Consider the following 25,501-nt stretch of genomic DNA (forward strand, 5'->3'; position numbering starts at 1 on the left):
TGTGCTCTCTGATCAGTGCTGAATAATCAATTCACGCCCTACACGCGCTTCAACTTTGCAGTATTTCCAGAGTTTGTACGGGCCGTCTCCCACCACGGTGGTTCGAAACAGATTACATGCGGCATGAACGGTTTCAATATCTGGTACATCTGCCAGCAGATAGGTTGTCCATGGCCAACCTGAACTTGGCCCAACCATACTTTGGTCATCATCAAGATTACCCAACACCGTTACCCCTGAAAGCGTATGAATTCCATGCCACATTTCACCAAATGCAGCCCATACCGCTTTAGCTTCTGATGGTTCTGCATCGAAGAAGTTCTGGTTGATCCCCATGCAAAACAAAACACGTAGCGATGATTTTTTTTCCATTGTTTTAAGCTCCTAAAAATTACAAATAACCCGGGGTTGGATCTAAACCAAAACTCATTGCACCCGCATTGAGTAAGGATGCATCTCCCATAAAGGCATGTTGAGTGACCACGTTGGCATCATTGACAAAACGGCTAAACGGATTGTGGGTATAAATTGCAGTCATACCCGCCAGCATTTGCATAGTGCGCGTCACCTCTGCAGAAATACGGACGGCATGCGTACAAGCCAAACGCATATCGCGAATATGTTCTGGAATGGGTGTTTGCCCTGTAATGATCTCACTCCAGACCCGATCCATTGTTTGGTAGAACCATGCTTTCGCAGATTGAAATTCGGCATCGGCCTTAGCAAATTCATATTGTGTTACGGGACGCTGTGCGATTTCGGCACCCCCAGTAATTGATGCTTTGCCGGGAGCTAATTGTTTAAATTCGTTTAGCGCTGCCGCTGCGATACCAATTCCCACCACCGAAAGCACCTGTGTGGCAAAAGAAAGTGATGGATATTTAAAAAAAGGCTCAGGCAATGTAGAAGCAGCACCGCGAATAAAGGTCCAGTCTTCTTTCACCATTACATCATTTACAATCAAGTCATGACTGCCGGTACCTTTAAGCCCCACGGTGTCCCATGTCATATCAATTTGTACTTGGTTCGCCGGAATCACCGCCATCCGTGGCAACTGTGCCACACCCTCATCGCTGCGTGGAGAAATACCCACACCGACTATATCGGCTCCCATGCATCCACTTGAAAATTTCCAGCGTCCAGTCACCCGTATACCCTCTTGTGTCATTTGAGCGGCTTGGGGTGGGAAAATACCGCCTGCAAACACAACATCAGGCCCATCTTTGTAAATTTCGTGTAGCGTTGCCTCTGGCAATCCCGCCAAATAGGCAGGACTCATTCCGAAACTCGCTACCCATCCCACCGAGCCATCAGCCATAGCAATACGCTCAATGAGTTCACAAAATTCTCGCGGCGAACACTCGTCTCCACCGAAACGTTTGGGTACCAAAGCACGGTACACTCCTAATGCCTTGAGCTTCTCAATTACGTCAAGCGACACATAGCCTTGTTCATCGAATTCACCAGTACAGGCACGCTCCCTGATCTCGATGCAAAAATCATCGAGCTGAACATCATGATTGATCTGGTGGGTTAAACTCATTCGAGATAATCCATTCATTGCTACATCTCCTTTGAATTAGAGGTATATGCTTGAACCAGATACGCGGCATAAGCACATAAATGTGGGTCATTGAAATGACGCGTCACCATTTGCAATCCAACTGGCTGCCCGGCGGTCGTCTCAAGTGGAATAGACACAGCTGGGTGGCCCGATAAGTTAAAAGGACGTACCAATGCAGTAAGATTTAAAAATGCCGCTGTGTTTTCAGCATCTTCAAGTTTTGGAGGTAACTGAGGTAAAGTAGGCAATAATACGGCATCGTATTGCTCTAAAATAACATCGAGTGCATGCCTAAATTGTTCACGAATTTGATTGGCCTGCATGACATCTGTTGAGCTTGTTTTTGCTGCATTTTTTAATCGAGATGCAACATCTGTCCCTAACAGATCTGTATCGATCAAATGATGAAATGCCTGATAGTTTTCATAATTAATGATTTGCATTCCTGCATCGTATGCTTCTTCAAAATGTGTAACTGATAACTTAGGTAAATTTTCTAGGCCACATGCTTTTAAATATGAATGAATACTGTTCCAGATGAGTTCATCCGCCTGAACGTCCAACAATGCAAACTTAGGCGACGCTTTTGGTACATCCGCAGCTACAAAGCTTGGATCGATGCACGTCATGGCATGTGTTAAAAGATCAATCTTAGCTGCAAACGGCCCGACACAATCTAGCGAGCTATACTCTGGTAGAACTCCATTTCGACTCACACGCCCATAAGTTGGTTTCAGACCAAAGACACCACAGCAGGTTGCTGGCATACGAATTGACCCACCCGTATCGGTACCAATTGAAAAATCAACCAAACCTGCTGCTACAGCGGCGGCTGAACCACTTGACGATCCGCCAGGAATCAGCGTTGGATACTTTGGATTAATGGAAGTACCGGTAAAATGATTAATCCCTGTGATACCAAAAGCCAGTTCATGAAGATTGGTCTTGCCTACAACGCTACAATTATTTTTAACCAAATACTCAATGATATCAGCATGATGCTGTTCTTCTTGTGTGTTCGACAATGCTGCACTTCCCGCACAAGTTTGAAATCCTTGAATATGAATGGTGTCTTTTATGGCTACAGTGTGAATGCCATTTCCTACGCTTATTTTTTTTGAAAAAATATGATCCATGTCGCCCTCAACTGGTCACATGCTATACAGTTATGCTTATTAAATTTGATCATTTTAATTGAAATGTCAACTAATTTTTTAAATAGATTTTAGTGCTTTATTTTGTTTTTCTCGTTGCACTAATTTGATACATATCTGTTTAAAATAAATAAAAACAAATATTTAAACAAAAAATATACACCCAGACACTTTTTAAGCAATCATGAAAAAAGCTATTTATTTCAATTAAATTTTTTATTAATTTTAGATTGCACTATTTTTGTTCAAAGATAATTGTAATTGAGACCAAAAAAAAGCCCAAGTTTGCAATCAAGCATCCTTGGGCTTTTTGATCAGGGTCAAAAGCGAAATCAGTCAGTGTTAAACTCAATATTTCGGAGTGAATCCCAGAAGATTTTTAAATAATCATCTTTTCGAATTTTATTTTTAAAAATAAAAATTTGCTGTTTGATAATATATTCACGTGCATTAATGATTTTCAATTTCTTCTTGAGTAAATCTTCTTCAATGGTAATTTTAGGTAACCATGCAATTCCTGCGCCCTGTAAAACAAAATCCTTCAAATTATTTGCATGATCGGTTTCATATAAAATTCGATATTCAAGTTTGTTTGAAATTACCTGATCAACCAGATTTCTTAAATATGCGTTTTTACTATACGAAAGAAGCGGAAATCGATGATTTATATCATATTTTGCATTACCATCTTCATCAATCAATGTCACAGGAACAATTTCTGTATCACCAAGTTTTAAATGGGTAAGTACATCACTATTAATAGCTTTAAGCTTAGTTTCATCTGAATAGCAAATTAAAAAATCACAAGCACCTTCTTTTAATAGTTTAAATCCTTCCCCCACATTTGCAGCCACCAATTCAATTTTAAAATCTTTAATATAATCTGGAAATAATCTTAAAAACTTTGAAAAGAAAGTAGAACTTAATGAATGCACCACCGCAAACTTAATCGTCACTTCATTGCTTCGATTTAAGTTATTGAGCAAAGCCAAGGTTGCATTAAGTTGCTGTTCGATGCTTTTGGCCGTTGCCAGCAAAATCTGTCCAGCATCTGTAAACTCCATGTATCTCGAATTGCGCTCAAGAATTGCATAACCTAATGCTTGTTCGAGTTGTTGGATACGTCGGGTAAATGCAGACTGACTGACAAACCGACGTTCTGCTGCTTTTGAAAATGAACGTTCTTGTTCCAGGGTGAGTAGATCTTCAATCCAGCGAATTTCAAGACTCATTGCTTCATGTCATATGATGTTTGGCGCATTATAATCATGCTATGCAAAAATTGCATACTAAAATTAATCTATGCATTAGAAATTATGCATACCCAAATCTATGATGAATTATCTTGTTTAGATAGCGATACTAGAATGAACGCTGAAATTCAAACTCGTACAGAAAAGGATTTACTTGGTCTGCGTGAAGTACCAAACCAGTTTTATTTCGGAATCCAGACACTACGAGCAATTGAAAACTTCAATTTAAGCTCAAATAAAATTAACCAATACCCGAATTTGATCAAATCTTTGGCTATGGTCAAGCATGCCTGTGCCGAAGCAAACCATACACTGGGCAAATTGAGCGATCAAAAACTAAACGCCATCAAATACAGCTGCGATCAGTTGATTCATGGTGCTTACCATGAACAGTTCCCTATCGACCTTATTCAAGGTGGTGCAGGTACTTCAACTAACATGAACGCCAACGAAGTGATTGCAAACATTGGTCTTGAGCATTTGGGTTACAAAAAAGGTGAATATAAACACCTGCACCCAAATAACGACGTCAATATGTCGCAATCGACCAACGATGTTTATCCAACTGCAATTCGCTTAGGTCTATTGTTCAGTTTAGATGAAATGTACACCCCGTTTGCAAACCTGATTGCAAGCTTGCGTCAAAAAGGCGACGAATTTTCACATATCTTGAAAATGGGCCGTACTCAATTACAAGACGCTGTGCCAATGACCCTTGGTCAAGAGTTTAACGGATTTGCGACAACGCTTGAAAAAGATTTGGTTAAGCTCAAAGAAATTGCACCGAGCACTTTAAATTACATGAATTTAGGTGGTACCGCGATTGGTACAGGTATCAATACTGAGCAAAAATATACAGAGCTAGCAATTGAAGCACTTGCTCAGATTAGCCAGAAAAACATTAAATCTGCTCCAGATTTAATTGAAGCAACCTCCGATATGGGCGACTTCGTTTTACTTTCTGGTTTGCTTAAACGTACTGCGACTAAATTGTCTAAGATTGCAAACGACTTACGTTTACTTTCAAGTGGCCCACGCACTGGTATCAACGAAATCAATCTTGAACCACGCCAGCCAGGCAGTTCAATTATGCCAGGTAAAGTAAACCCAGTGATTCCTGAAGCACTTAACCTTGTATGCTTCCAAGTAATCGCAAACGACTTGGCTGTAACTTTGGCTGCAGAAGCAGGTCAATTGCAATTAAATGCTTTTGAACCATTGATTGCATACAAGTTATTTGAATCAATTGAGTTACTATCAAATGCGTTGGTGATGTTCCAAACCAAATGTGTAGATACCGTAACAGCGAATCAAGAACACTGTAAAGCTTTGGTAGATAACTCTATCGGGATTGTGACTGCATTGAACCCGTACTTGGGTTATGAAACCACGACCCGTATTGCTAAAACAGCCAATGAAAGCGGATTGAGTGTTTTAAGCCTGATTAAAGCAGAAAATTTGTTATCTGATGATCAATTGGCCGAAATTCTTGCCATTGATAACATGGTACAACCTAAAGCTGAAACAGCTTAATCTTTCAAATAATAAAAAAAGGAGCGTATATCGCTCCTTTTTTTTTGCACTTATTTTTCATCTAAAACACGATAACAAGTTTTCATTTATTCACTTTAATCTAATAGAGCAATCACAAGTTAAACGGTAGCATTGATCAAAATTATCCGTATCTACTTTAAGATACCATCGCTTTTAGGCCTATAAATAAGGATTAAACATGACGGATTTACCAACACGCATGAAACACATTGAAATTTCAGAACCCGGTGATCCCGATGTACTTAGAATAACCGAAGCTGATCTACCCGAAATCAAAGATCATGAGCTGTTGATTCAGGTGAAAGCTTTTGGAATTAACCGCCCAGATGTATTGCAGCGCATGGGGCTGTACCCAATGCCAAAAGGTGTAACCCCCATTCCCGGACTTGAAGTCGCAGGTGTTGTGGTTGCCAAAGGCAGTACCGTCTCGCTTTTTAATATAGGCGATGAAGTATGTGCGCTCACCAATGGTGGTGGCTATGCCGAGTTTTGTGCTGTCCCTGAAACTCAAACATTACCGATTCCAAGCTCATTAAGTTTTGAAGAAGCGGCCGTCGTTCCAGAAACTTACTTTACCGTTTGGGCAAACTTGTTCGATATTGGTGGTTTAACTACTGGCGAAACGGCACTTATTCATGGCGGAGCCAGCGGAATAGGAACGACAGCACTGAGTTTATGCCATGCCATGGGAATCAAAACGTTTACCACGGTCGGCACAGACGATAAGGTTCAGGCTTTAAATGCGATCACCACTGCAATCAACTACAAAACAGACAACTTTGAAGACGTGATTCTGGAACAGACTCAAAAGCAAGGTGTCGATGTCATCTTAGATATTGTGGGTGGTAAATACTTTCAGCAAAATATGAATGTATTAAAACGCGACGGACGTTTGGTTATTTTGGGCTTTATGGGAGGGCGTTTCGCGAAAGACTTTGATCTTCAGCAGCTTATTTTAAAACGTGCCAAAGTGACGGGTTCAACCATGCGTGCACGCACCGATGAAGAAAAATACACCATCGCCAAAGCCTTAAAAGAAAAAGTCTGGCCATTGATTGAGCAAGGTCAATGCCGACCGATCATTTATAAAACATTTACTTTTGATCAAATAGCGCAGGCACATACCGCGATGGAGAAAAGCGAACATATTGGAAAAATTGTGATTTCGATGAGTAAAACTTAAATAAAGTATTGAGTAATTGCTTTCATTTCTCCATTTTAGGCTGCTTTGATTCAGCTTTGTTTAATAGCTTAGAATGGAGAAAGTGAAAAATTATGAATGATTTTGAGGATGATTTAAGCCAGCTTGAATGGCGCCCAGCGCCACAACATGCGCTGCATTTTTTATCCGGTTCAGCTCGCATGCTTGCCATAACATAGGCAAGGTATTTTCTTGTGCTGATTGTAAAGCAGCCTCCCAATAACCGGGCAATTGCAAGGTGCCACCTCCTAAACTCAATTTTGATGGATTAAACAGGTGGATTACACTGGCCAGACCCAAACCCAATGCAGCTCCTGCTGTTTGAATCATGTCTAAAACTTGGCGATCGTTTGCATGTGCTCTTAAAGCCAGATCTGTTGGTTGTAAGCCAGATGCTTTGACCAGTGCTGCACCACTTGCCAAATCGTCTAATCTTCGAATCTGATCATGCTGTACAATCGGCAAATAACCCAATTCCCCTGCCCATCCACATGTACCAGTGAGCGGTTGCCCTTGCACCATTAAAGCAGCGCCTATAGCCGTACCCACCATTACAACACCAGCGGTTACATCTTTCGAAGCGTGCGAAAATTCTTGTATAAGTGCTGCTTTGATATCATTTAGTACAGCTATAGTGTTACACCAAGGCTGCAACGCTTGAGTCGCTTGCCAACCATTAAATGCTGGCAACACATCAGATAACACTATATCACCCGAAGCATTGACCAACCCCGGAACTGCAAGACCAATACTGCTCGGCGTGAGTTCGTTTTGCGTAATAAAATTATCAAGATGAGCCAAAAGTTGATCTGGTGTAAACCCAATACCAGTACTATAAATTGCCTCGGCATGTTCACAGAGTAATAATAATTTTGTACCGCCCAGATCTATCCCAATAGAACTGCTTCTCATGTTTTTCCTAAAAAATATAGTCTCTTGCTCTATTTATAAAATGAAAAGAGTTGAAATACAGTTGAAGTTTGTCTGTTCCTCTTTAATGTTATGTGCTTTGAATGATTTATTTGACTAGAAGTAATCTCGATTATTAAACAAAGAGATATCATTTATGGCAAAAAAAGTGACTGAGTGACACCAAATTAATTGTTATACTATAACATCAGATTTAATCATGAACAAAAATGAAGCATTTTTACGTTTTAACCGTTTTCACTTTTTTTGGGCTAACTTTAAGCGCTTGTACATCTATACAACATCCACCAAAATCGGCGAAACAGATTCAATCTATACGCCCAAATGCAATACAATCCTCTGCTCTCGCCAAACCAACACCTGTCTCTTATATTGTATGGTTAGAACGTAATCCCAATCAGAAGCGTGTTTCTGACTATAAAAACTATTTAATAAGTCAAGGCGTTAATCTGGTTGCACCAGATTTTGAGTTATTCCGATCTGCGCGTGGCTGGCAAGCATGTCAGTACGATCAATACGATGTTCCTGATTCATCTGTATGGAATAATGCTGTACCGACACTCAAGTTACTCGCCTATTTGGTAAATTCCAATATCATTTCAGATATCGAACTGACCTCTGCTTATCGTTCGCCAGTGCTTAATGCTTGCGTAGGTGGCGCAAAAGAGTCTTCTCATATGCAAAACTCGGCGATAGATTTTCGCATTGGGCCAGAATTTCCATCAGATTCAGATCAGCAGCGCATCGCCAGCAGCAAACGCAAATTATGTAAATTTTGGCAAACTGAAGGTCAGCACTACAACATGGGCTTAGGCGTTTATAGCTCTGGTCAAATTCATATCGACACCAAGGGATTTAGAACATGGGGACCAGACCACACTTGGCATAGCTCAATTTGTGGTGAAAAAATTGAATAAATAAGCCATTTAAGCAGCTAAAGTAGCCCAAGAAAGATAAACACATAAAATCTGATTGATTATTTGTTATATTATAACATAACATTAAGATATTAAATCACTGCTTTTGGCAACCCGTCGCAGTGATATCGGTGTGTTTTCTTTAAAAAGGACATAGCAAATGGTCAGCTCCTTAGCCAATCCGTCACATAAACTCCCAGTTACCGTACTTTCAGGCTTTTTGGGCGCCGGAAAAACCACATTACTGAATCATATTTTAAACAACCGTGAAGGTCGCCGTGTGGCTGTCATTGTCAATGATATGTCAGAAGTCAATATCGACGCCGCGCTGGTCAAAAATGGTGGCGCAGAACTTTCTCGAACCGATGAGAAACTGGTCGAAATGAGTAATGGCTGCATCTGCTGCACTTTAAGGGAAGATTTACTGATTGAAGTTAAACGCTTGGCAGAAGAAAATAAGTTTGATCAATTGGTGATTGAATCTACAGGTATTTCAGAGCCTCTCCCTGTGGCTGAAACCTTCACTTTTGCAGATGAAGACGGTATTTCTCTTAACCAGTTTGCACAATTAGATACCATGGTGACTGTAGTCGATGGATTTAATTTTCTTCGAGATTACAGCTCTTATGATCAGTTAAATGATCGTGGGGAATCTTTAGGTGAAGATGACCAGCGTAGCGTGGTCGACTTATTGATCGATCAAATTGAATTTTGTGATGTGATTATCCTTAATAAAATTGATTTAATTAATAGCGAAGAAAAAGAACGTCTGATTGCTATTTTGAACAAGCTTAATCCACGCGCAAAAATCGAAATTTCTGAATTTGGACGCGTATCACTAGATACTGTGCTAAACACTGGATTATTTGATTTCGATCAAGCATCTCAGGCACCGGGTTGGTTAAAAGAACTCCGTGGAGAGCATGTTCCAGAAACTGAAGAGTACGGTATTAGCAGTTTTGTTTATCGTGCACGCCGTCCTTTTCATCCCGAGCGCTTTTATGCCTTTATTAATTCTGAATGGCCTGGGGTTGTCAGGTCAAAAGGTTTTTTTTGGTTGGCATGTGAGCCAACACTTGCATGCTCATGGTCGCAAGCAGGTGCAATGGCACGCCATGGCGTAGCGGGTAGTTGGTGGGCGGCAACTGAGCCTGAAAACTGGCCTCAAGATGATCAATCGCTGGCGGCAATTGAAAAAAATTGGGATGAAAAAGTGGGTGATGCTCGTCAAGAGATTGTCATGATTGGTATGGAGATGAATGAGCAAGATCTGATCATGCAATTCGATCAATGCTTACTCACAGACACCGAAATGGCACTTGGTCCACAGCAATGGATCAAATTTTCAAATCCATTTAACTGGCCTTCACTCAATTAACCGATGTATAAACTTTTATGAACTCATCACTTCCAGACGTTTGCGTTTCACAATTACCAAATAATTTGATCGCACTGAAATGGGTTGGTATGGAAGGCATTGACCTTCCCCTTTCTATTCAACAATTTTATTATCCATTAAGTGCCAAAGTTGATATATATGTCAATCTGCCAAAAAGTGATATTAAAGGCATTCATATGTCGCGTCTGTATCGCTTACTCAATGAATTACATGACTTAGATGCTTCGGTCATTCATTCACTTTTGCAAGACATCATTTCTAGCCATCAAGATTGTGGTAGTGATGCTGCAAAGATTGTGCTGAAATTTGATTTGATGCTAAGCAGATCTGCACTGGTCAGCGCAGATCTGAATGGATGGAAAAGCTATCCTGTTTGCATCGAAGCAGAGCTGATCAATCATAAATTTCAGATAAATTATGCAGTTGATGTCTCGTACTCATCGACCTGCCCCTGCTCAGCGGCTTTATCGCGGCAATTGATTGCACAGGCATTTGAACTACAATTTAAAGACACGCACACACTGCCAAGATCAGACGTGAAGCAATGGCTTGAAGAAAATGCAACATATGCAACGCCTCATAGCCAACGTAGTATTGCACAGATTAAGATTGAAACAGATGATGCCAAACAATTGATAAATTTAACTGAATTGATTGATAACGTTGAGCAAGCCTTAAAGACACCGACTCAAACTGCGGTAAAACGAGCTGATGAACAAGCATTTGCGCAATTAAACGGACAAAATTTAATGTTTGTTGAAGATGCCGCCAGACGTTTATCGAGTGAACTTGATAAAACATCATTTAAATGGTCAATTAAAGTGATTCATCAAGAAAGTTTGCACGCACATGATGCAGTCGCAATTTCGATGTCTTGTTGACTCGTAATTTTTTAAAGGTGAGTTCACGATCTTTTATAAATTTATTTACTTTGCTTAGGCTATTTTGATACGTAGTATCAAAATAGCTCAATTTCAATAAAATATCGGATGAATCTTTGAGATATAAATACAATTGATTAGAAAAAGATCATTCTTTCGTGTCTAGGAAATCACTGAAATTGCTTGTTTTTATCTTTTGCCAATACGATCTAAATCGTTAATGACTTTTTATATCATTTTTGATCAGTCAAAATGATCAAAAAAGTCATTTAGCATTGTCTTGTAATATGAACTACAGCCAGTTCATGACTTTAAAGGCCATTTATTTAAGCCAGACCACGAAAAAAAATCGAAGCGTATAACTTCAGAGAGTCATTGAGTTTTCAGACTAAAAAACAATATGTTAGTTAAATTTAAAAAGGATTTTAAATAGATTGAATTTTTACGCTTCATAATAATTTTTATTTTTTTCAATAGTTTATAAATATAAAAAGCTATTTCCTCTTAATAATTCTACTAATTTTTTAACTTCACTTGAATTGATTACGCATTCTTTGGCAACAAAAAAAGACCTATAAAATGCAGAATTGAGCACACTTTTTAATCCCTTTTCCACATTTCGAATTTAAAGCTTTCTCATTTTGGATATTATATATCGATTCGCTACATCTTAATTACTGTCCATTCAGCGTGATGTTTTAGTCAATTCTGTTTAAATTGTGTGACAAACAAACAGACTCGAATTTTGTCATTTTTTAACATTGCGCATTTCTCGCAAAGTTTACAATATATGCTATGAAATTTGGCATATAGTCTTTGCTCAATTACTAACAAGATTGATAATCAAAAGCAGAAATATATGCCTGAAAGAGCAAATTTTGCATAGATTTTGCAAGTATGGTTTGCATATTGATAAATTGGAGCAAGTTGAATGAGTTCAACCATTTTGGTAATTCATGGACCGAATTTGAACCTCTTAGGAACAAGAGAGCCAGAGGTGTACGGTCATCTGACACTTGATGATATCAATCAGCAACTCAAAACCCAAGCAGAATCTCAAGGTATCGGATTAGAAACTTTTCAAAGTAACTGGGAAGGTGCGATTATTGATCGTATTCATCAAGCCAGACTTGACGGAATTTCACTGATTATTATTAACCCAGCAGCACTCACACATACATCGGTTGCGCTGCGGGATGCACTGTTAGGTGTAGATATCCCCTTTCTTGAAGTTCATTTATCGAACGTTCATGCTCGAGAAGCTTTCAGACATCATTCCTATTTGTCCGATAAAGCGGTTGGCGTAATTTGCGGTTTGGGAGCCAAAGGTTATGCCTTTGCTCTCGATTTCGCCATCCAAAAAATTCAACCATCTATTTAATCCAACACGATTTAGGAACATTCACCTATGGATATTCGCAAAATTAAGAAACTCATCGATTTGATGATTGAATCTGACTTACAAGCGATTGAGGTTAAAGAAGGTGATCAATCTATCGCTCTTACTCGTCCAACACCAGTAATTGCAGCAGGTGCAATTGCAGCTGCGCCGGCGGCAGCGCCAGCGGCTCCAGCGCCTAAAACCCCTCGTGGTGCGGTAGAGACTTCTCCAATGGTCGGCGTATTTTATGCTGCTCCAAGCCCAGGTGAAGCTCCATTTGTAAAAGTTGGTCAAACGGTTTCTGCTGGTGAAACTTTGGGTATCATCGAAGCAATGAAAATCATGAACCCGATCGAAGCAACTCAAAGTGGCGTGGTTGAAGAAATTTTGGTAAAAAATGGTGATGTAATCCAGTTTGGTCAACCATTATTCCGCTTCCGCGCATAATCTCACGGGGATAGCTATGTTGCAAAAAGTATTAATTGCAAACCGTGGTGAAATCGCGTTACGAATTACCCGGGCTTGCAAATCATTAGGCATTAAGACTGTGGGTATCTATTCAGATGCCGACAAAGACTTGATGCACTTACGTTTTGTTGATGAAGCGGTATGTATTGGACCGGGTGCGAGTAGTGATAGCTATTTAAACATCCCAGCAATTATTACTGCAGCAGAAATTACAGGTGCAGATGCCATCCACCCTGGCTACGGTTTTCTTTCTGAAAATGCAGAGTTTGCAGAAATTGTAGAATCTTCTGGTTTTATTTTCATTGGTCCACGTCCTGAACATATTCGCCTGATGGGTAATAAAGTTTCGGCGATTATTGCCATGAAAAAAGCAGGCGTACCAACCGTACCAGGATGTGATCATGCCGTCACTATTCACAATGCCTTGGCAGAAGCAAAAGAAATCGGTTTTCCGCTGATTGTAAAAGCTGCTTCTGGTGGTGGTGGTCGTGGTATGCGTATTGTTGAGCGTGTAGATACGTTGCTTGAATCTGTTCAGGCTGCTCAGCGTGACGCAGAAATGTGGTTTGGCGACGATACGGTCTATATGGAGCGTTTCTTGCAGAAGCCACGTCATGTGGAAGTTCAGGTTTTGGGCGATGGTAATGGCCATGCAGTTCACCTGTACGATCGTGACTGCTCGCTTCAGCGCCGTCACCAAAAAGTGCTAGAAGAAGCACCTGCTCCTGGTTTACCTGAGCAAGCACGTGCCGATATTTTAGAAGCTTGTGTGAATGCATGTAAACTCATGCAATACCGCGGTGCTGGTACGTTTGAATTCTTGTTTGAAGACGGCGAATTCTTCTTTATCGAAATGAACACACGTGTTCAGGTTGAGCATCCTGTAACTGAAATGGTGACAGGTATCGATATTATTGAACAACAATTACGTATTGCTGCTGGTTTAGGTTTAGAACTGCAACAAGAAGAAATTGAAGTTCATGGCCATGCCATCGAATGTCGTATCAACGCAGAAGATCCAACCACTTTCTTACCTTCTCCAGGCAAGATCGATAGCTTCTACGCACCAGGTGGTGCAGGCATCCGTCTAGATTCGCATATTTATTCGGGCTACAGCATTCCGCCTTACTATGACTCAATGATTGCAAAACTCATTGCACATGGTAAAGATCGCGAAACATCTATGGCTCGTATGCGTCAAGCATTAGACGAGATGATTCTGACAGGTGTAAAAACCAATATTCCATTGCATAAAGACTTGATCTTACAAGATCCAGAGTTTTTAAAACAAGCCATGGATATTCATTATCTTGAAAAGCACTTGTTAAAACAGCTTGAAGCTGAAAAGCCTGCTGCAGCTGCAACACAAGAAAATGCTACAACTGAAAAGGCGTAATCGTCATTTCATAAAAAAAACCTCTCATGGATTCATGAGAGGTTTTTTTATTTGTGCTCTTGCTTAAGGTAAAACTCTGCGCAGTGTTGCAAAACATTGCTGACCTTTTTCATTGGCACAGAAGTTAATGGTGTCTGCATTTTTCCAGTGTACAAAATACTGCGACACCTCACCTGACTGATCGACTTTTTGACCAGAACAATCAGTTTCGTTGTTGTCGTATTTGATTTGCATAATCAAACCAGCCAACTGCTCATTTTTATCTGGTGATGGTTGATAATCATAAATACCGTAAGACCACTCTTGGCCACTTTTTACAATCACTTCGTTGGCATTTCGAAAGTTATAATATTCAGTACATTTTTTATTATTAGGAATTTCCATTCCCCACAAGCCCATAATTTCAGGACGAGTCACAATTTTAATGGTACTCGGATTTAAATCCATAGTTTGCGGTTGTTCAGAAGCCTCAGGTGCTTTTAAAGGCGCCTCAGCCATGGCCCATGTGGAACAGAAGCACAATAAACCAACAATATAGATATTTTTCATAGATTTATTAACGACTAAATGCATACACTTAAATTAGCATATTTTTAATTGCTTTCATCTAATCATAACCATATATGAACAATTTAAATCGGCATCAACCCGACTATATGCCGGATTGATGCCGATAAAAGATATTACCTAGCGAATATGTGTGCCAACAGTCTCGTAGCTCACCTCATAATCGCGTAAGTTCAAATGCGCTAAACGCTGTTTTAATGTTTTCAACGACCACGGCCATGCAGCAAAATTACGGCCATTGGCATCTAAATAGTAACTTTTACAGCCACCAGCATTAAAAACCGTGGTTTGAAGGTGTTGTTGAACCTGCTCATTGTGATATTTAAGAACTTGCGGTTTGACGGTCAGTTTACTAATTTTATGTTTTTTGATTTTTTGCAAACCATCTACAATGTAATTAAGTTGCGCCTCTGCCAAGCCAATAAAAGAATCATAGACCAGTACATTCGGACCAAGAACCAAAAATGCATTGGGTACATTTTCAATATTAGTGCCTAAATATGCTTCCGGTGATGTGCTTTTCCACAAATCGTGTAAACACTGACCTTTTTCGTTATAAACACGTCGTCCAATCGGAGGATGTGAAACTTCAAAACCCGTACCCCAAATAATGACATCGACTTCATGTTTTTCACCGTTGGCTGCAATCACGGTATTGCCCTCAACTTTGACCAAGCCATGAGGAATCAACTGGGTATTTTCTGCCTGCAATGCTGGATAATAGTTGTTTGCAAACAATAGACGCTTACAACCAATGGTAAAGTCTGGTGTAACTTTTTTACGTAGTTCAGTATCCTTAATTTGTGTTTTAAGTACTTGCTTAAATATTTCGCCCACTGGCTTCAATACAGCAGGATTACGTAAACCGAAATTGATTGCGTTAAGTGACTGCGCCACGGCCTGACGCCACGTGGCCTGAATAATAGGAAAGCGCTCAATCAGCGATTTACTTACATTACCCAATTCCATATCAGGTTTTGGAATAACCCATGGTGCAGTACGCTGAAATACATACAGTTCTTTGGCTAAGGGCTGAATTTGCGGCACAAACTGAATGGCCGAAGCACCGGTACCAATGACCGCAATCCGTTTTCCAGTTAAGTCATAATCATGATTCCACTTTGCAGAATGAAACATTTCACCTTTAAATGTATCTAAACCGTCTAACTTGGGAATTTGTGCTTCGGTAATCGGGCCTGTTGCAAAAATAACTGTACGTGACAAATAGGTTCCTTTTGAAGTTTCCAGTACCCAAAGATTTTGTTCGGTGTTCCAGCTGGCTTTAATGAGCTCAGTTCCAAATTCAATTTTTTGATCAATATGAAAGGTTTGGCTTACTTCTTCCAAGTAACTCAAAATTTCAGGCTGGCGTGCAAATAAATGGCTCCATTTACTACTGGGCGCAAAAGAGTACGAATACAAGGCAGATGGCACGTCACAACCACAGCCAGGATAAGTATTTTCTCGCCATGTCCCGCCAACACGAGTGGCTTTCTCTATAATTTTATAATTCTCATAGCCTACATCATCTAAACGTTTTGCAGCAGCAAGGCCTGAAATACCTGCGCCTACAATAAAAGTATCATAAATATGTTGCGGCATTTTTGATGCATTTTCAGCAGTTGTCACTTCTTTTAATTTTGCTGTCATGGTGGTTTACCTTCAAATCAAACTTACTTAAATAAACTGTACGATAGACCTAAAAATTTGGTGTAAAGCACAGGTGACGTCCGTTTCATCAGCCAGAAAAGTTTGGCATCAAGTTGTGGAATGGTATAAAGCTCACCCGCATCCAGACGATTGAGTGTTAAACGTGCTACTGCATCACTGGTGGTCAAGGCAAAATTCATCAGGGCATGATCTGCAAGTTTTGAATAGCGCCCCGGTATACGGCCGTTTTTGATGATGTTGGTGGGTACTAAAGTTGGGCACAATACATTCACCTTTACGTTGAACTTACCAAGCTCTGCGTACAAAGTTTCAGACAACGCACGAACACCGGCTTTGGTGACGTTATAGGCTGTCATTTCAGGTGCCGCAGTGTACGATGCCGCAGATGCAACATTAATGATGGCACCATAACCAAGTTGCTTAAACTTAGGCACAAAGTAATGACAACCATGAATGACACCCCATAAATTGATATTGGTCACCCATTGCCAGTCGTCTAAACTGATTTCATCAAACTTTCCACCCAAGCCAACCCCAGCATTGTTGATCACCAACGTTACCGGATGCTGCATGAGATGCTCGGCCTGTTCCGCCAGAGACTTGACCTGTTCTGCTTGACTCACATCACATTGAATCGCAAACGCTTTTGCACCTAATTGCTCGATTAAGCGTACCGTTTCTTCAGCACCAGTCAGATTAATATCTGCACAGACAACTGTAGCTTTGCGTTTCGCAAGCTCCAAAGCAAAACTGCGCCCGATACCACTTCCCGCACCTGTAACCACTGCATAGGCGTTAAAACTTGGTTTTTTATTTTTCCGTCCAAATAGCATCATCGTGATGTGTCCTTTTTTCTGAGCATTGCAATTGCATCGATTTAACTACGAAGCGCCGGTGTAAAAACTTTCACAAGATACGGCGCAATGGCACCACCTTCTTTGAGTAGTTTTTCTTTGTAATACTCAAGGTATTCACTGGTATCGTGATCATTTGGATGAAAATCGCGACGTAAATAGTCAAAGATTTGCCCCATAGTGCTACCAAAAACACCATCATTTGGACTAAAGATCAGTGTTACACCGCGTTTGGCATCTTTCCAGAATTTGCGTGTCACAAGGTCTTTTGGTTGGCGTAAAACTGGCACAAACAATGTTGAAAACGGAATCAATCCCAAAATAGTTCCAAAGGCTATAAAGAAGCCTGCTGCACGTAATGCATAGTTTCCATTGAGTAATTGATAGACATCATACGCAATATCTTTATGCTCCGACTCTTCAAGCATATGCCACATCCACATCGCACGTGTTTTGGCATCATTTGAATAGTAGAAATTTTTCTCGTGCTTCATCATGTATTCTGCAAGCACGGCGGTAAAATGCTCGATTCCGGCCATCATGGAGAGCTTAAGTGGTTGTGGAAATTTTAAGAAAATATTGTCAAAAAACTTCTCTCCCAAAAAGCGATATAGTTTTACCGGAAAATTAACGGCTTCATGTGCAATCGCGTCATTAAATTCATTATGAAGTTTAGAGTGAATCGCCTCTTGTCCAATCAGTGATGTCACACGCTGTTTCAATAGCGGATCTTTCACGAAATCACGATGATACCGTGCGGTTTCAATGACCAGATCTTCACCATACGTCAAAAACACAGAGAGCGTTGCGAAAAAAGTACTGGCAAATTGATTGTTCATGTAAAACGCAAAATCAATCTCTTTTCCATCAAATCCAACTGCAATATGACGAATTGGAATTGCAGGTTTTTGGGTATAATCTGGTAACTCAAATTTAGGCATGGGCTTGAAAGCTTGGACTGATTTTTTTACTGCGGTCGAGATCATGGCGACACCTTCTTAAAGCATTCAATGGATTAAGCTGAAAGATTGTTCAGACTTTTTACATATCTTCATGCTAATCCGATGTGTTGTTCGGATTCAATTCGGGTCTAGATCATCTGATAAACTTTAATGTAGCTTAGGCTATTTATTCATACTCAAACCTTCATCTATTTTAAATTATTAATTTTTAATAAATTTATTTAATATATTGACTAAAAGTACCATTAAATTTGATGCTTTGCGCAACTGACAATCTTCGATTTTTGATGTGCTTACTGGCTGAAGTTTGTTGTGTTTTTTGCTGTTCGGATTTATGTTTTTTAAATTGTTGTATTTGGCCTAACATGATAATTTGAATTATTGTTCGGATTTAAGGAATATCCATTGAGCACTCGAAAACCACGTCAAACACGAGCAAAAGTCACGGTAGATACCATTATTGAAGCTGGATTTATATCTGTAGCATTGCATGGTATGAGTGGAACTACAACTCGGCATATTGCAGATATTGCAGGTGTCAGTGTTGGATCTTTATATGAATACTTTAAAAATAAAGAAGAAATTTACGATGCGATGGCGGCATCATTTGTACAAGAAATTTTAAAAATGATCAAAGATCTTACGCCTGTCATTATGGATATGGAGCTAGAATCTGTCATTGAACTTATTTTTTATAATTTTCGAGATTTGCTCACCCGAAACAATGAACGCTATCTGATTTGTTTACGACATGCCAATGAGCTGCGTTATGACAAGTATATTAATCAGATTGAGCGGGAACTGATGAATATTGTCATGAAATACATGATGCATAATCCAAAGTACTTAAAGGTGAATAATCTTGCAGTTACAGCCTATGTCAGTATTAACAGCGGCATTTTTAATATTGCACGGCATTTGATTTTGCCCAATCCTTACATCAGTTTTGACGAGTTGGTAGATGGACTGAAAACCATGATTATGAGCTATATTAATGCCGAGCTTAAGAAAGCTGAACAATAATTAAAGCTCCTCTTTTGATTGGTCCAAACTAGAAAAAGTACTTAAATTCTTCACCATTAATTCAAGATTATTACGAATCAGAAAAGCCAGATTAATATCGACCCCTTGCAACATTTGCGCTTCGAGCTGCTGAACCACTTGGTTGCATTGATTTAGTTTGTCTAGTCCACTCGGTGTCACCGTGACTAGAATACGTCGACCATGAGTTGGATCTGGTGCTTTTTCAATCCAGCCATTTGCGAGTAGATCTTGCAAAATTTTATTGGCCGATTGCGGTTTTATAAATGAACGTTCGGCAAGCTTGGCATTAGATAAATTCGGTTTGGCCGCCAGCACCGAAAGCGCAGTAAATTGCGGCAAGCTAATCTCAAGCGCACTTAGGTGTTCAGTCAAATATTTGCTAATGATGCGGTCAACCCGAGCAATCATATAACTTAAGCGTGGCTCTTCTTCTCTTTTTCTATCAACTGAACTTGAACGTAGCATAATTTATCTTCATAAAAAATTAAAAAGTATGAGGCCAATCAGCCCCATACTTTTAAAAGAATGTTACTGAGCGCTTGAGCCATGCGCCAAATGTACAGGGTGTTTGGGCTTTCTGACAAGCATTAGTGCAGATATTGCAGCAATCAGGATAATCGGAATACTTGAACCAATGACGATGGTCGAGCTCTGACCTAACGAAAGTAGGAAACCTGCAACCAACGGCCCGGCAAAAGAACCGATTCGTCCAATTGCAACTGCTGCGCCCACACCCGTGCCACGCATTTCGGTTGGATAATACATTGCTGCCAGACCATATAAAGCAGATTGTCCACCCACAATAAACAAGCCACAACCCACTGCAGAAAGTGCCAGCAATGCAACTGTTGGTGAAATCGACAGACAACACAAAGCGACCAGAATACCCGCATAGATAAACTTAATCACACTGCTCATACGCATCTTGTCGAGCAGCATACCCATCAAAATAGAACCAAAAATTCCGCCTACGTTGTATCCCATCTGTACATAGTTGGCTTCAAGTTTAGACAATCCTTGTGAACCCATAAGCAGTGGTAACCAGTTCAGTAAGAAATAGAGCACCACCAGCGTACAAAAGAAACTGATCCATAATTGAATGGTCGACATCCGTCTTTCTTTTGCAAACAGCACTTCCCAAAATGGTGTTGTACTTTGCAGGTGTGTTTTTTTCTGCAGATAGCTGTTGGATTCAGGTAAGAACTTCATTAAGAGTGGAATGAGTAATATCGGTGCAATACCACCCACATAAAAAATATGCCGCCACTCTGCATCGCCTGCCATAAGCATAGCCACAACAGAGGTCAGTAGCCCTCCAAATGGAATGCCACTGTACATAATACTGACTGCGGTGGCCTTGCGGTTTTCAGCCACAGCTTCTGATGCAACCGTAATCATCATGGGTAATGCACCGCCCATACCTAAACCAGTAAGAAAACGAATCACCAGCAATAAGTTATAGTTGGTTGCAAAAGCTGTCAGTAATGACATGATCCCGAACAGCATAATACTCAAAATTAAAATCTTTTTACGGCCTACAATATCTGCCAAACGACCACCGATAATCGCGCCTGGCAGAGTTCCAATAATTGCAGCACTAAATGCCCAAGCCATTTGGGCATTATCTAACATAAATTCGGCACGCATTCGCGGTGCTGCTACACCCATCGATTGAAGATCAAAGCCTTCAAATATCGCTATAGCAAAGCACAGCAGTAACGTAAGTTTCGCCCTTCCCGACGCCTTCGATACGGTATCCATAGTCTCTTCCTTATTTTGACTAAACATCCTTTACGTTTTTATTGTCAATGTTCAAAGAACACACATAAAATATCAGTTAAGCTTATAAAAAAATCAATATGTTTTTTTATTAAATTTTCTAAAAAATATTTTTAACATTAAAAATCATAAGATTATAAAAAAATTATAAAATTCTTCAAAAAACGCTTGAATGTAAGTTTAACTGATATTAAATTAAATCCAAGACAGCACAATTTGTCATTCAAGGAGAAAACAAATGACATACGATAAACGTTGGGAAACCGTTGATGTACAAGTAGAACATGGAATTGCATGGGTCACACTTAATCGCCCTCACAAAAAAAATGCAATGAGCCCAACACTTAACCGTGAAATGATCGATGTGCTTGAAACTCTCGAGCTAGATTCAGAGGCAAAAGTGCTGGTGTTAACTGGTGCCGGTGATTCTTGGACTGCTGGCATGGATTTAAAAGAATATTTCCGTGAAGTAGATGCTCAACCTGAAATTTTCCAAGAACGTATTCGACGTGATTCGTGTCGCTGGCAGTGGCAATTACTTCGTATGTACTCTAAACCAACAATTGCCATGGTTAACGGCTGGTGTTTTGGTGGTGGTTTCTCGCCACTGGTGGCCTGTGATTTAGCCATTGCAGCCGATGAAGCCACTTTCGGACTGTCAGAAATAAACTGGGGCATTCCACCGGGCAACCTTGTCAGCAAAGCGATGGCAGATACGGTTGGGCATCGTGCATCACTGTATTACATTATGACCGGTAAAACTTTTACTGGTAAAGAAGCTGAAGCAATGGGCCTGATTAATAAAAGCGTCCCGCTTGCACAGCTAAAGGCAGAAGTGACAGAACTGGCACAGTGTCTGGTCGAGAAAAACCCTGTCGTTTTACGTACAGCTAAAAATGGCTTTAAGCGCTGTCGTGAGCTGACATGGGATCAGAATGAAGATTATCTATATGCCAAACTGGATCAATGTAATCATCGAGATACTGAGGGCGGCCGCCAAGAGGGTCTAAAACAGTTCTTAGATGAAAAATCGATCAAGCCAGGTTTGCAAAGCTATAAGCGTACAGGTTAAGTTCGCAACATCAATGCTCAAGTAAGGATACACTCGATGCAACATGTACAGTTACTTATTGATGGTCAGTCTGTCGATGCTGCCAATCAAGCCACCTTTGAACGCATTAGCCCAATAGACGGTCATGTTGCAAGTGTTGCGGCTGCTGCAACACTTGAGGATGTTGATCGTGCACTTGAATCGGCTAGCCGTGCATTTCAAATCTGGTCGAAAGTTTCGCCGACTGAACGTCGTTTACGCTTGCTCAAAGCGGCAGATCTGATGGATCAAAATACCGAAAAGTTTATCGAAATCGGTATGCGTGAAACAGGTTCAACAGCCACATGGTATGGCTTTAATGTACATCTGGCAGCCAATATGCTACGTGAAGCCGCCGCGATGACCACTCAAATTGACGGAAGCTTAATTCCGTCTGATGTACCGGGCAATCTGGCAATGGGAATTCGGGTGCCATGTGGTGTTGTAGTCGGGATCGCGCCTTGGAATGCACCTGTTATTTTGCCAACCCGAGCACTTGCAATGCCTTTAGCTTGTGGCAATACGGTAGTACTCAAAGCCTCGGAAGCTTGCCCGGCAACCCATCGCTTGATAGGTGCAATTTTAAATGAAGCTGGTTTGGGTGAAGGTGTGGTTAATGTCATTACACATGCACCTCAAGATGCACCACAAGTCGTTGAGCGTCTGATTGAACACCCTGCAGTTAAACGCATTAATTTCACCGGTTCGACCAAAGTGGGTAAAATTATTGCCGAAACAGCAGCAAAGCATCTTAAACCTGTTTTATTAGAACTTGGTGGTAAGGCGCCTATGGTGATTTTAAATGATGCCGATCTGGATGAAGCTGTGAATGCGGTTGCATTTGGTGCATTTTTCAATCAAGGCCAGATCTGTATGTCGACAGAACGCGTTTTGGTTCAAGACGGCATTGCAGATCGCTTTATTGAAAAGCTCATTCAAAAAACAGCCTCACTTAAAGCAGGTAATCCAACGCAGCAAGACAGTATGTTGGGTGTACTTGAAAGCCGACGCGCAGCAGAGCGAATTCAGCACTTACTTGAAGATGCACAGCAAAAAGGTGCCAACCTTCCATTGGGTATCCAGATTCAAGATACCCTCATGCAACCGACACTCGTACTGGATATTCAACCCGAAATGTTGTTGTATCGCGAAGAATCATTTGGGCCAGTTTGTACGGTACAACGTTTTGCTAGCATTGGAGACGGTGTTCGCTTGGCAAATGACAGTGAGTTTGGTTTATCTTCGGCTGTATTTAGTCAAAACTTTGGTTTGGCGATGGATGTTGCCAAACAGATTGACTCCGGGATTTGCCACATCAATGGCGCAACCGTACACGATGAAGCACAGATGCCCTTCGGTGGCACTAAATCGAGTGGTTATGGTCGCTTTGGCAGTAAAGCATCCATTGCTGAATTTACCGAGCTTCGCTGGATTACCGTACAAACACAGCCACGCCATTACCCAATTTAAACATTGGGTATGGTTTTAAAAAATAACGATATAAAAATTGCATGATGCAAAAAAGTACAGCGATGTACAACATGGAGTGAACGAAATGCAAATGAATGCCACTCAATCACAAGACAGAGAGCGCTTTGTAAAACTTGGACAACATGCAATTGACTATTTTTATAAAGGTCCGGTTTTACATATTCAACCCAAAGAACAACTCAAGGCTTATCCGCAAAAACTGACCGATCGTTTGATTCATTTTGCTAAAGTTAAGCCCGACCATACCTTTGCCGCTAAACGCAATACGCAAGGCGAATGGGTCAGGCTCAGTTATGCAGAAACCTTGCAACGTGCTTGGCATATTGCACAAGCTTTGCATCAGCGCAACTTAAGCCAAGAACGACCTTTGGTAATTTTATCGGGAAATGATCTTGAACACTTAACGCTTTCGATGGGCGCGATGTTGGCAGGTGTACCATTTTCTGCTATTTCGCCAGCCTACTCACTGGTATCTCAAGATTTTGGCAAATTAAAACATGTCTTTGATGTGCTCACCCCAGGCATGGTATATGCAAATGATGGACAAACTTTTGCTAAAGCCATTCAAAGCTGTACGCAAGATCATATTGAAATTGTGACCAATAAAGGCATTGTAGGCGATCAAGTCTGTACATCGTTTCAGTCTTTATTAGATACCCCCGTGACCGATGTTCAAGAGCATTATGAAACGCTAGATGAGCATCAGATTGCCAAGTTTTTATTTACATCCGGTTCGACCAAGCTTCCAAAGGCTGTTCCGACCACACATTTGATGCTGTGTATCAATCAACAAATGCTACTTCAAACTTTTCCAGAGTTTGAAGACACACCGCCTGTATTGCTGGACTGGTTGTCTTGGCATCATACCTTTGGTGGAAGCCACAATGTTGGGATTGCGCTTTATAACGGCGGAACCATTTACATCGATGACGGTAAGCCCGTTCCGGGAAAATTTGATGAAACGATTCGAAATTTAAAAGAAATTTCACCGACGGTTTATCTAAATGTACCCAAAGGCTGGGAAGAACTCACCGATGCACTGGAAAAAGATGCCGAACTCAGAGATCGCTTCTTTGCCAACGTTAAAATTTTGTTTTTTGCTGGTGCTGCATTATCTGAAGCAGGCTGGAACCGACTCGATAAAATTGCACAGGCACATTGCGGTGAAAAAATCCGCATCATGAGTGGCTTGGGCATGACCGAAACGGCACCATCGTGCGCCTTTACCACAGGCCCGCGGGTAATGGCTGGTTTTATTGGCTACCCTGCTCCGGGCTGCGAAATCAAGCTCGTACCATATGGCGATAAACTTGAATTTTGCGTGCGTGGCTTACATGTCATGAAAGGCTACTGGCGACTAAAACCCGATCAGCAAAGCACAATTTTTGATGAAGACGGCTTTTTCCGTACCGGCGATGCGGTACGTCTGGTCGATCCAAACGACCCTGCACAGGGCCTGATGTACGACGGCCGTATTGCAGAAGATTTTAAACTCAACACGGGCACCTTTGTTAATGTCGGTACTTTACGCAACAAGGCACTCATTCAAGGTAATTTGTTAATTCAAGATGTTTGTATTACCGGTTCAAATCTAAATGCGATTGGCTTCTTGGTTTTTCCTAAGCTTGATGCCTGTGCAGATTTTGCTGGTCTGAATATGAAAAATCATAGTGCAACAGATATCTTGCAACACCCTAAAGTACAGCAGTGGTTTCGACAGTTTTTAATTCAGTACAACAAAGATGCCACGGGCAGTTCAAATCGGGTATCAATGTTGTATTTAATGACTGAAGCACCACAGCTCGATGCAGGTGAAGTAACCGATAAAGGCAATTTAAATCAGAGTAACATCTTAAAACGTCGTGCTGCACTGGTCGAAGAACTGTATAACAAACAAACAGATAATCCATTGATTGTACGTATACCCGTTTTAAATCACTCCTAA

Annotated in this window: 23 protein-coding genes; 12 read left to right on the forward strand and 11 right to left on the reverse strand. The window is 40.7% G+C overall.

Features of this window, described 5'->3' with window-relative positions; translation table 11 throughout:
• Nucleotides 1-12 precede the first annotated feature (12 nt).
• The 4 genes from ADA42_RS10030 to ADA42_RS10045 form a co-directional block, all read right to left on the reverse strand.
• The gene (locus tag ADA42_RS10030; protein ID WP_004947469.1) at nucleotides 13-372 is read right to left on the reverse strand and encodes a hypothetical protein; all 360 of its coding nucleotides are present in this window, start codon (nucleotides 370-372) and stop codon (nucleotides 13-15) included.
• A 19-nt stretch (nucleotides 373-391) separates the two neighbouring features.
• A complete protein-coding gene (locus ADA42_RS10035) occupies nucleotides 392-1,561 on the reverse strand; it encodes an acyl-CoA dehydrogenase family protein (RefSeq protein WP_004947472.1) in 1,170 nt (389 codons plus the stop codon).
• A 2-nt stretch (nucleotides 1,562-1,563) separates the two neighbouring features.
• Nucleotides 1,564-2,700 (reverse strand): amidase, encoded by a 1,137-nt coding sequence (locus ADA42_RS10040; RefSeq protein ID WP_004947475.1) that lies wholly within the window; start codon nucleotides 2,698-2,700, stop codon nucleotides 1,564-1,566.
• A 350-nt stretch (nucleotides 2,701-3,050) separates the two neighbouring features.
• The gene (locus ADA42_RS10045; RefSeq protein WP_004947478.1) at nucleotides 3,051-3,950 is read right to left on the reverse strand and encodes a LysR substrate-binding domain-containing protein; all 900 of its coding nucleotides are present in this window, start codon (nucleotides 3,948-3,950) and stop codon (nucleotides 3,051-3,053) included.
• Nucleotides 3,951-4,085: 135 nt separating this feature from the next.
• On the opposite strand from ADA42_RS10045, the gene ADA42_RS10050 reads away from it, so the two are divergent.
• A complete protein-coding gene (locus ADA42_RS10050) occupies nucleotides 4,086-5,504 on the forward strand; it encodes an aspartate ammonia-lyase (protein WP_025096067.1) in 1,419 nt (472 codons plus the stop codon).
• A 199-nt stretch (nucleotides 5,505-5,703) separates the two neighbouring features.
• Complete coding sequence (locus ADA42_RS10055; RefSeq protein ID WP_048765016.1) at nucleotides 5,704-6,708, forward strand: NAD(P)H-quinone oxidoreductase; 1,005 nt, start codon at nucleotides 5,704-5,706, stop codon at nucleotides 6,706-6,708.
• Between the two features lie 90 nt (nucleotides 6,709-6,798).
• Here the strand turns inward: ADA42_RS10055 and ADA42_RS10060 are convergent, their stop codons facing one another.
• Nucleotides 6,799-7,638 (reverse strand): ROK family protein, encoded by an 840-nt coding sequence (locus ADA42_RS10060; RefSeq protein WP_048765017.1) that lies wholly within the window; start codon nucleotides 7,636-7,638, stop codon nucleotides 6,799-6,801.
• A gap of 227 nt (nucleotides 7,639-7,865) precedes the next feature.
• Here ADA42_RS10060 and ADA42_RS10065 point away from each other — a divergent pair, with 227 nt between their 5' ends.
• From ADA42_RS10065 to accC, 6 genes are all read left to right on the forward strand, one after another.
• Nucleotides 7,866-8,573: a YcbK family protein gene (locus ADA42_RS10065; RefSeq protein ID WP_048765019.1), complete on the forward strand. Its 708-nt coding sequence runs from the start codon at nucleotides 7,866-7,868 to the stop codon at nucleotides 8,571-8,573.
• Nucleotides 8,574-8,733: 160 nt separating this feature from the next.
• Nucleotides 8,734-9,951 (forward strand): zinc metallochaperone GTPase ZigA, encoded by a 1,218-nt coding sequence (zigA, locus tag ADA42_RS10070; RefSeq protein ID WP_048765020.1) that lies wholly within the window; start codon nucleotides 8,734-8,736, stop codon nucleotides 9,949-9,951.
• A 17-nt stretch (nucleotides 9,952-9,968) separates the two neighbouring features.
• Nucleotides 9,969-10,853 (forward strand): GTP cyclohydrolase FolE2, encoded by an 885-nt coding sequence (folE2, locus tag ADA42_RS10075; RefSeq protein ID WP_048765022.1) that lies wholly within the window; start codon nucleotides 9,969-9,971, stop codon nucleotides 10,851-10,853.
• A gap of 931 nt (nucleotides 10,854-11,784) precedes the next feature.
• Nucleotides 11,785-12,234 carry a type II 3-dehydroquinate dehydratase gene (gene aroQ, locus ADA42_RS10080; protein WP_004937721.1) on the forward strand — a complete coding sequence of 150 codons (450 nt, stop codon included), beginning with the start codon at nucleotides 11,785-11,787 and terminating at the stop codon, nucleotides 12,232-12,234.
• A 27-nt stretch (nucleotides 12,235-12,261) separates the two neighbouring features.
• A complete protein-coding gene (gene accB / locus ADA42_RS10085; protein ID WP_004937725.1) occupies nucleotides 12,262-12,681 on the forward strand; it encodes an acetyl-CoA carboxylase biotin carboxyl carrier protein in 420 nt (139 codons plus the stop codon).
• Nucleotides 12,682-12,697: 16 nt separating this feature from the next.
• Nucleotides 12,698-14,098, forward strand: coding sequence for an acetyl-CoA carboxylase biotin carboxylase subunit (gene accC, locus ADA42_RS10090; RefSeq protein WP_004937728.1), 1,401 nt, complete (start codon nucleotides 12,698-12,700; stop codon nucleotides 14,096-14,098).
• A 63-nt stretch (nucleotides 14,099-14,161) separates the two neighbouring features.
• Here the strand turns inward: accC and ADA42_RS10095 are convergent, their stop codons facing one another.
• The 4 genes from ADA42_RS10095 to ADA42_RS10110 all read right to left on the reverse strand — a co-directional run bounded on the left by ADA42_RS10095 (nucleotide 14,162) and on the right by ADA42_RS10110 (nucleotide 18,176).
• Nucleotides 14,162-14,671: a hypothetical protein gene (locus tag ADA42_RS10095; RefSeq protein ID WP_004937731.1), complete on the reverse strand. Its 510-nt coding sequence runs from the start codon at nucleotides 14,669-14,671 to the stop codon at nucleotides 14,162-14,164.
• A 114-nt stretch (nucleotides 14,672-14,785) separates the two neighbouring features.
• Complete coding sequence (locus ADA42_RS10100) at nucleotides 14,786-16,315, reverse strand: flavin-containing monooxygenase (protein WP_004937734.1); 1,530 nt, start codon at nucleotides 16,313-16,315, stop codon at nucleotides 14,786-14,788.
• A 23-nt stretch (nucleotides 16,316-16,338) separates the two neighbouring features.
• Entirely contained in the window at nucleotides 16,339-17,172 is an 834-nt protein-coding gene (locus ADA42_RS10105; protein WP_004937737.1) for an SDR family NAD(P)-dependent oxidoreductase, read from the reverse strand.
• Between the two features lie 41 nt (nucleotides 17,173-17,213).
• Nucleotides 17,214-18,176, reverse strand: coding sequence for a metal-dependent hydrolase (locus tag ADA42_RS10110; protein ID WP_048765024.1), 963 nt, complete (start codon nucleotides 18,174-18,176; stop codon nucleotides 17,214-17,216).
• Between the two features lie 381 nt (nucleotides 18,177-18,557).
• On the opposite strand from ADA42_RS10110, the gene ADA42_RS10115 reads away from it, so the two are divergent.
• Nucleotides 18,558-19,175, forward strand: coding sequence for a TetR/AcrR family transcriptional regulator (locus ADA42_RS10115; protein ID WP_004937745.1), 618 nt, complete (start codon nucleotides 18,558-18,560; stop codon nucleotides 19,173-19,175).
• Here the strand turns inward: ADA42_RS10115 and ADA42_RS10120 are convergent, their stop codons facing one another.
• Together ADA42_RS10120 and mhpT are read right to left on the reverse strand one after the other, a co-directional pair.
• Nucleotides 19,176-19,661, reverse strand: coding sequence for a MarR family winged helix-turn-helix transcriptional regulator (locus ADA42_RS10120; protein ID WP_004937747.1), 486 nt, complete (start codon nucleotides 19,659-19,661; stop codon nucleotides 19,176-19,178).
• Nucleotides 19,662-19,724: 63 nt separating this feature from the next.
• Complete coding sequence (gene mhpT, locus ADA42_RS10125; RefSeq protein ID WP_004947506.1) at nucleotides 19,725-20,957, reverse strand: 3-(3-hydroxy-phenyl)propionate transporter MhpT; 1,233 nt, start codon at nucleotides 20,955-20,957, stop codon at nucleotides 19,725-19,727.
• Between the two features lie 256 nt (nucleotides 20,958-21,213).
• On the opposite strand from mhpT, the gene ADA42_RS10130 reads away from it, so the two are divergent.
• The 3 genes from ADA42_RS10130 to ADA42_RS10140 all read left to right on the forward strand — a co-directional run bounded on the left by ADA42_RS10130 (nucleotide 21,214) and on the right by ADA42_RS10140 (nucleotide 25,501).
• The gene (locus ADA42_RS10130) at nucleotides 21,214-22,047 is read left to right on the forward strand and encodes a p-hydroxycinnamoyl CoA hydratase/lyase (protein ID WP_004926700.1); all 834 of its coding nucleotides are present in this window, start codon (nucleotides 21,214-21,216) and stop codon (nucleotides 22,045-22,047) included.
• A 36-nt stretch (nucleotides 22,048-22,083) separates the two neighbouring features.
• The gene (locus tag ADA42_RS10135; RefSeq protein WP_048765027.1) at nucleotides 22,084-23,535 is read left to right on the forward strand and encodes an aldehyde dehydrogenase; all 1,452 of its coding nucleotides are present in this window, start codon (nucleotides 22,084-22,086) and stop codon (nucleotides 23,533-23,535) included.
• Between the two features lie 76 nt (nucleotides 23,536-23,611).
• Nucleotides 23,612-25,501, forward strand: coding sequence for a feruloyl-CoA synthase (locus ADA42_RS10140; protein WP_171249932.1), 1,890 nt, complete (start codon nucleotides 23,612-23,614; stop codon nucleotides 25,499-25,501).

Origin of the sequence: Acinetobacter sp. 243_ASPC (genome assembly GCF_001054715.1) — a bacterium.
GTDB lineage: Bacteria > Pseudomonadota > Gammaproteobacteria > Pseudomonadales > Moraxellaceae > Acinetobacter > Acinetobacter soli.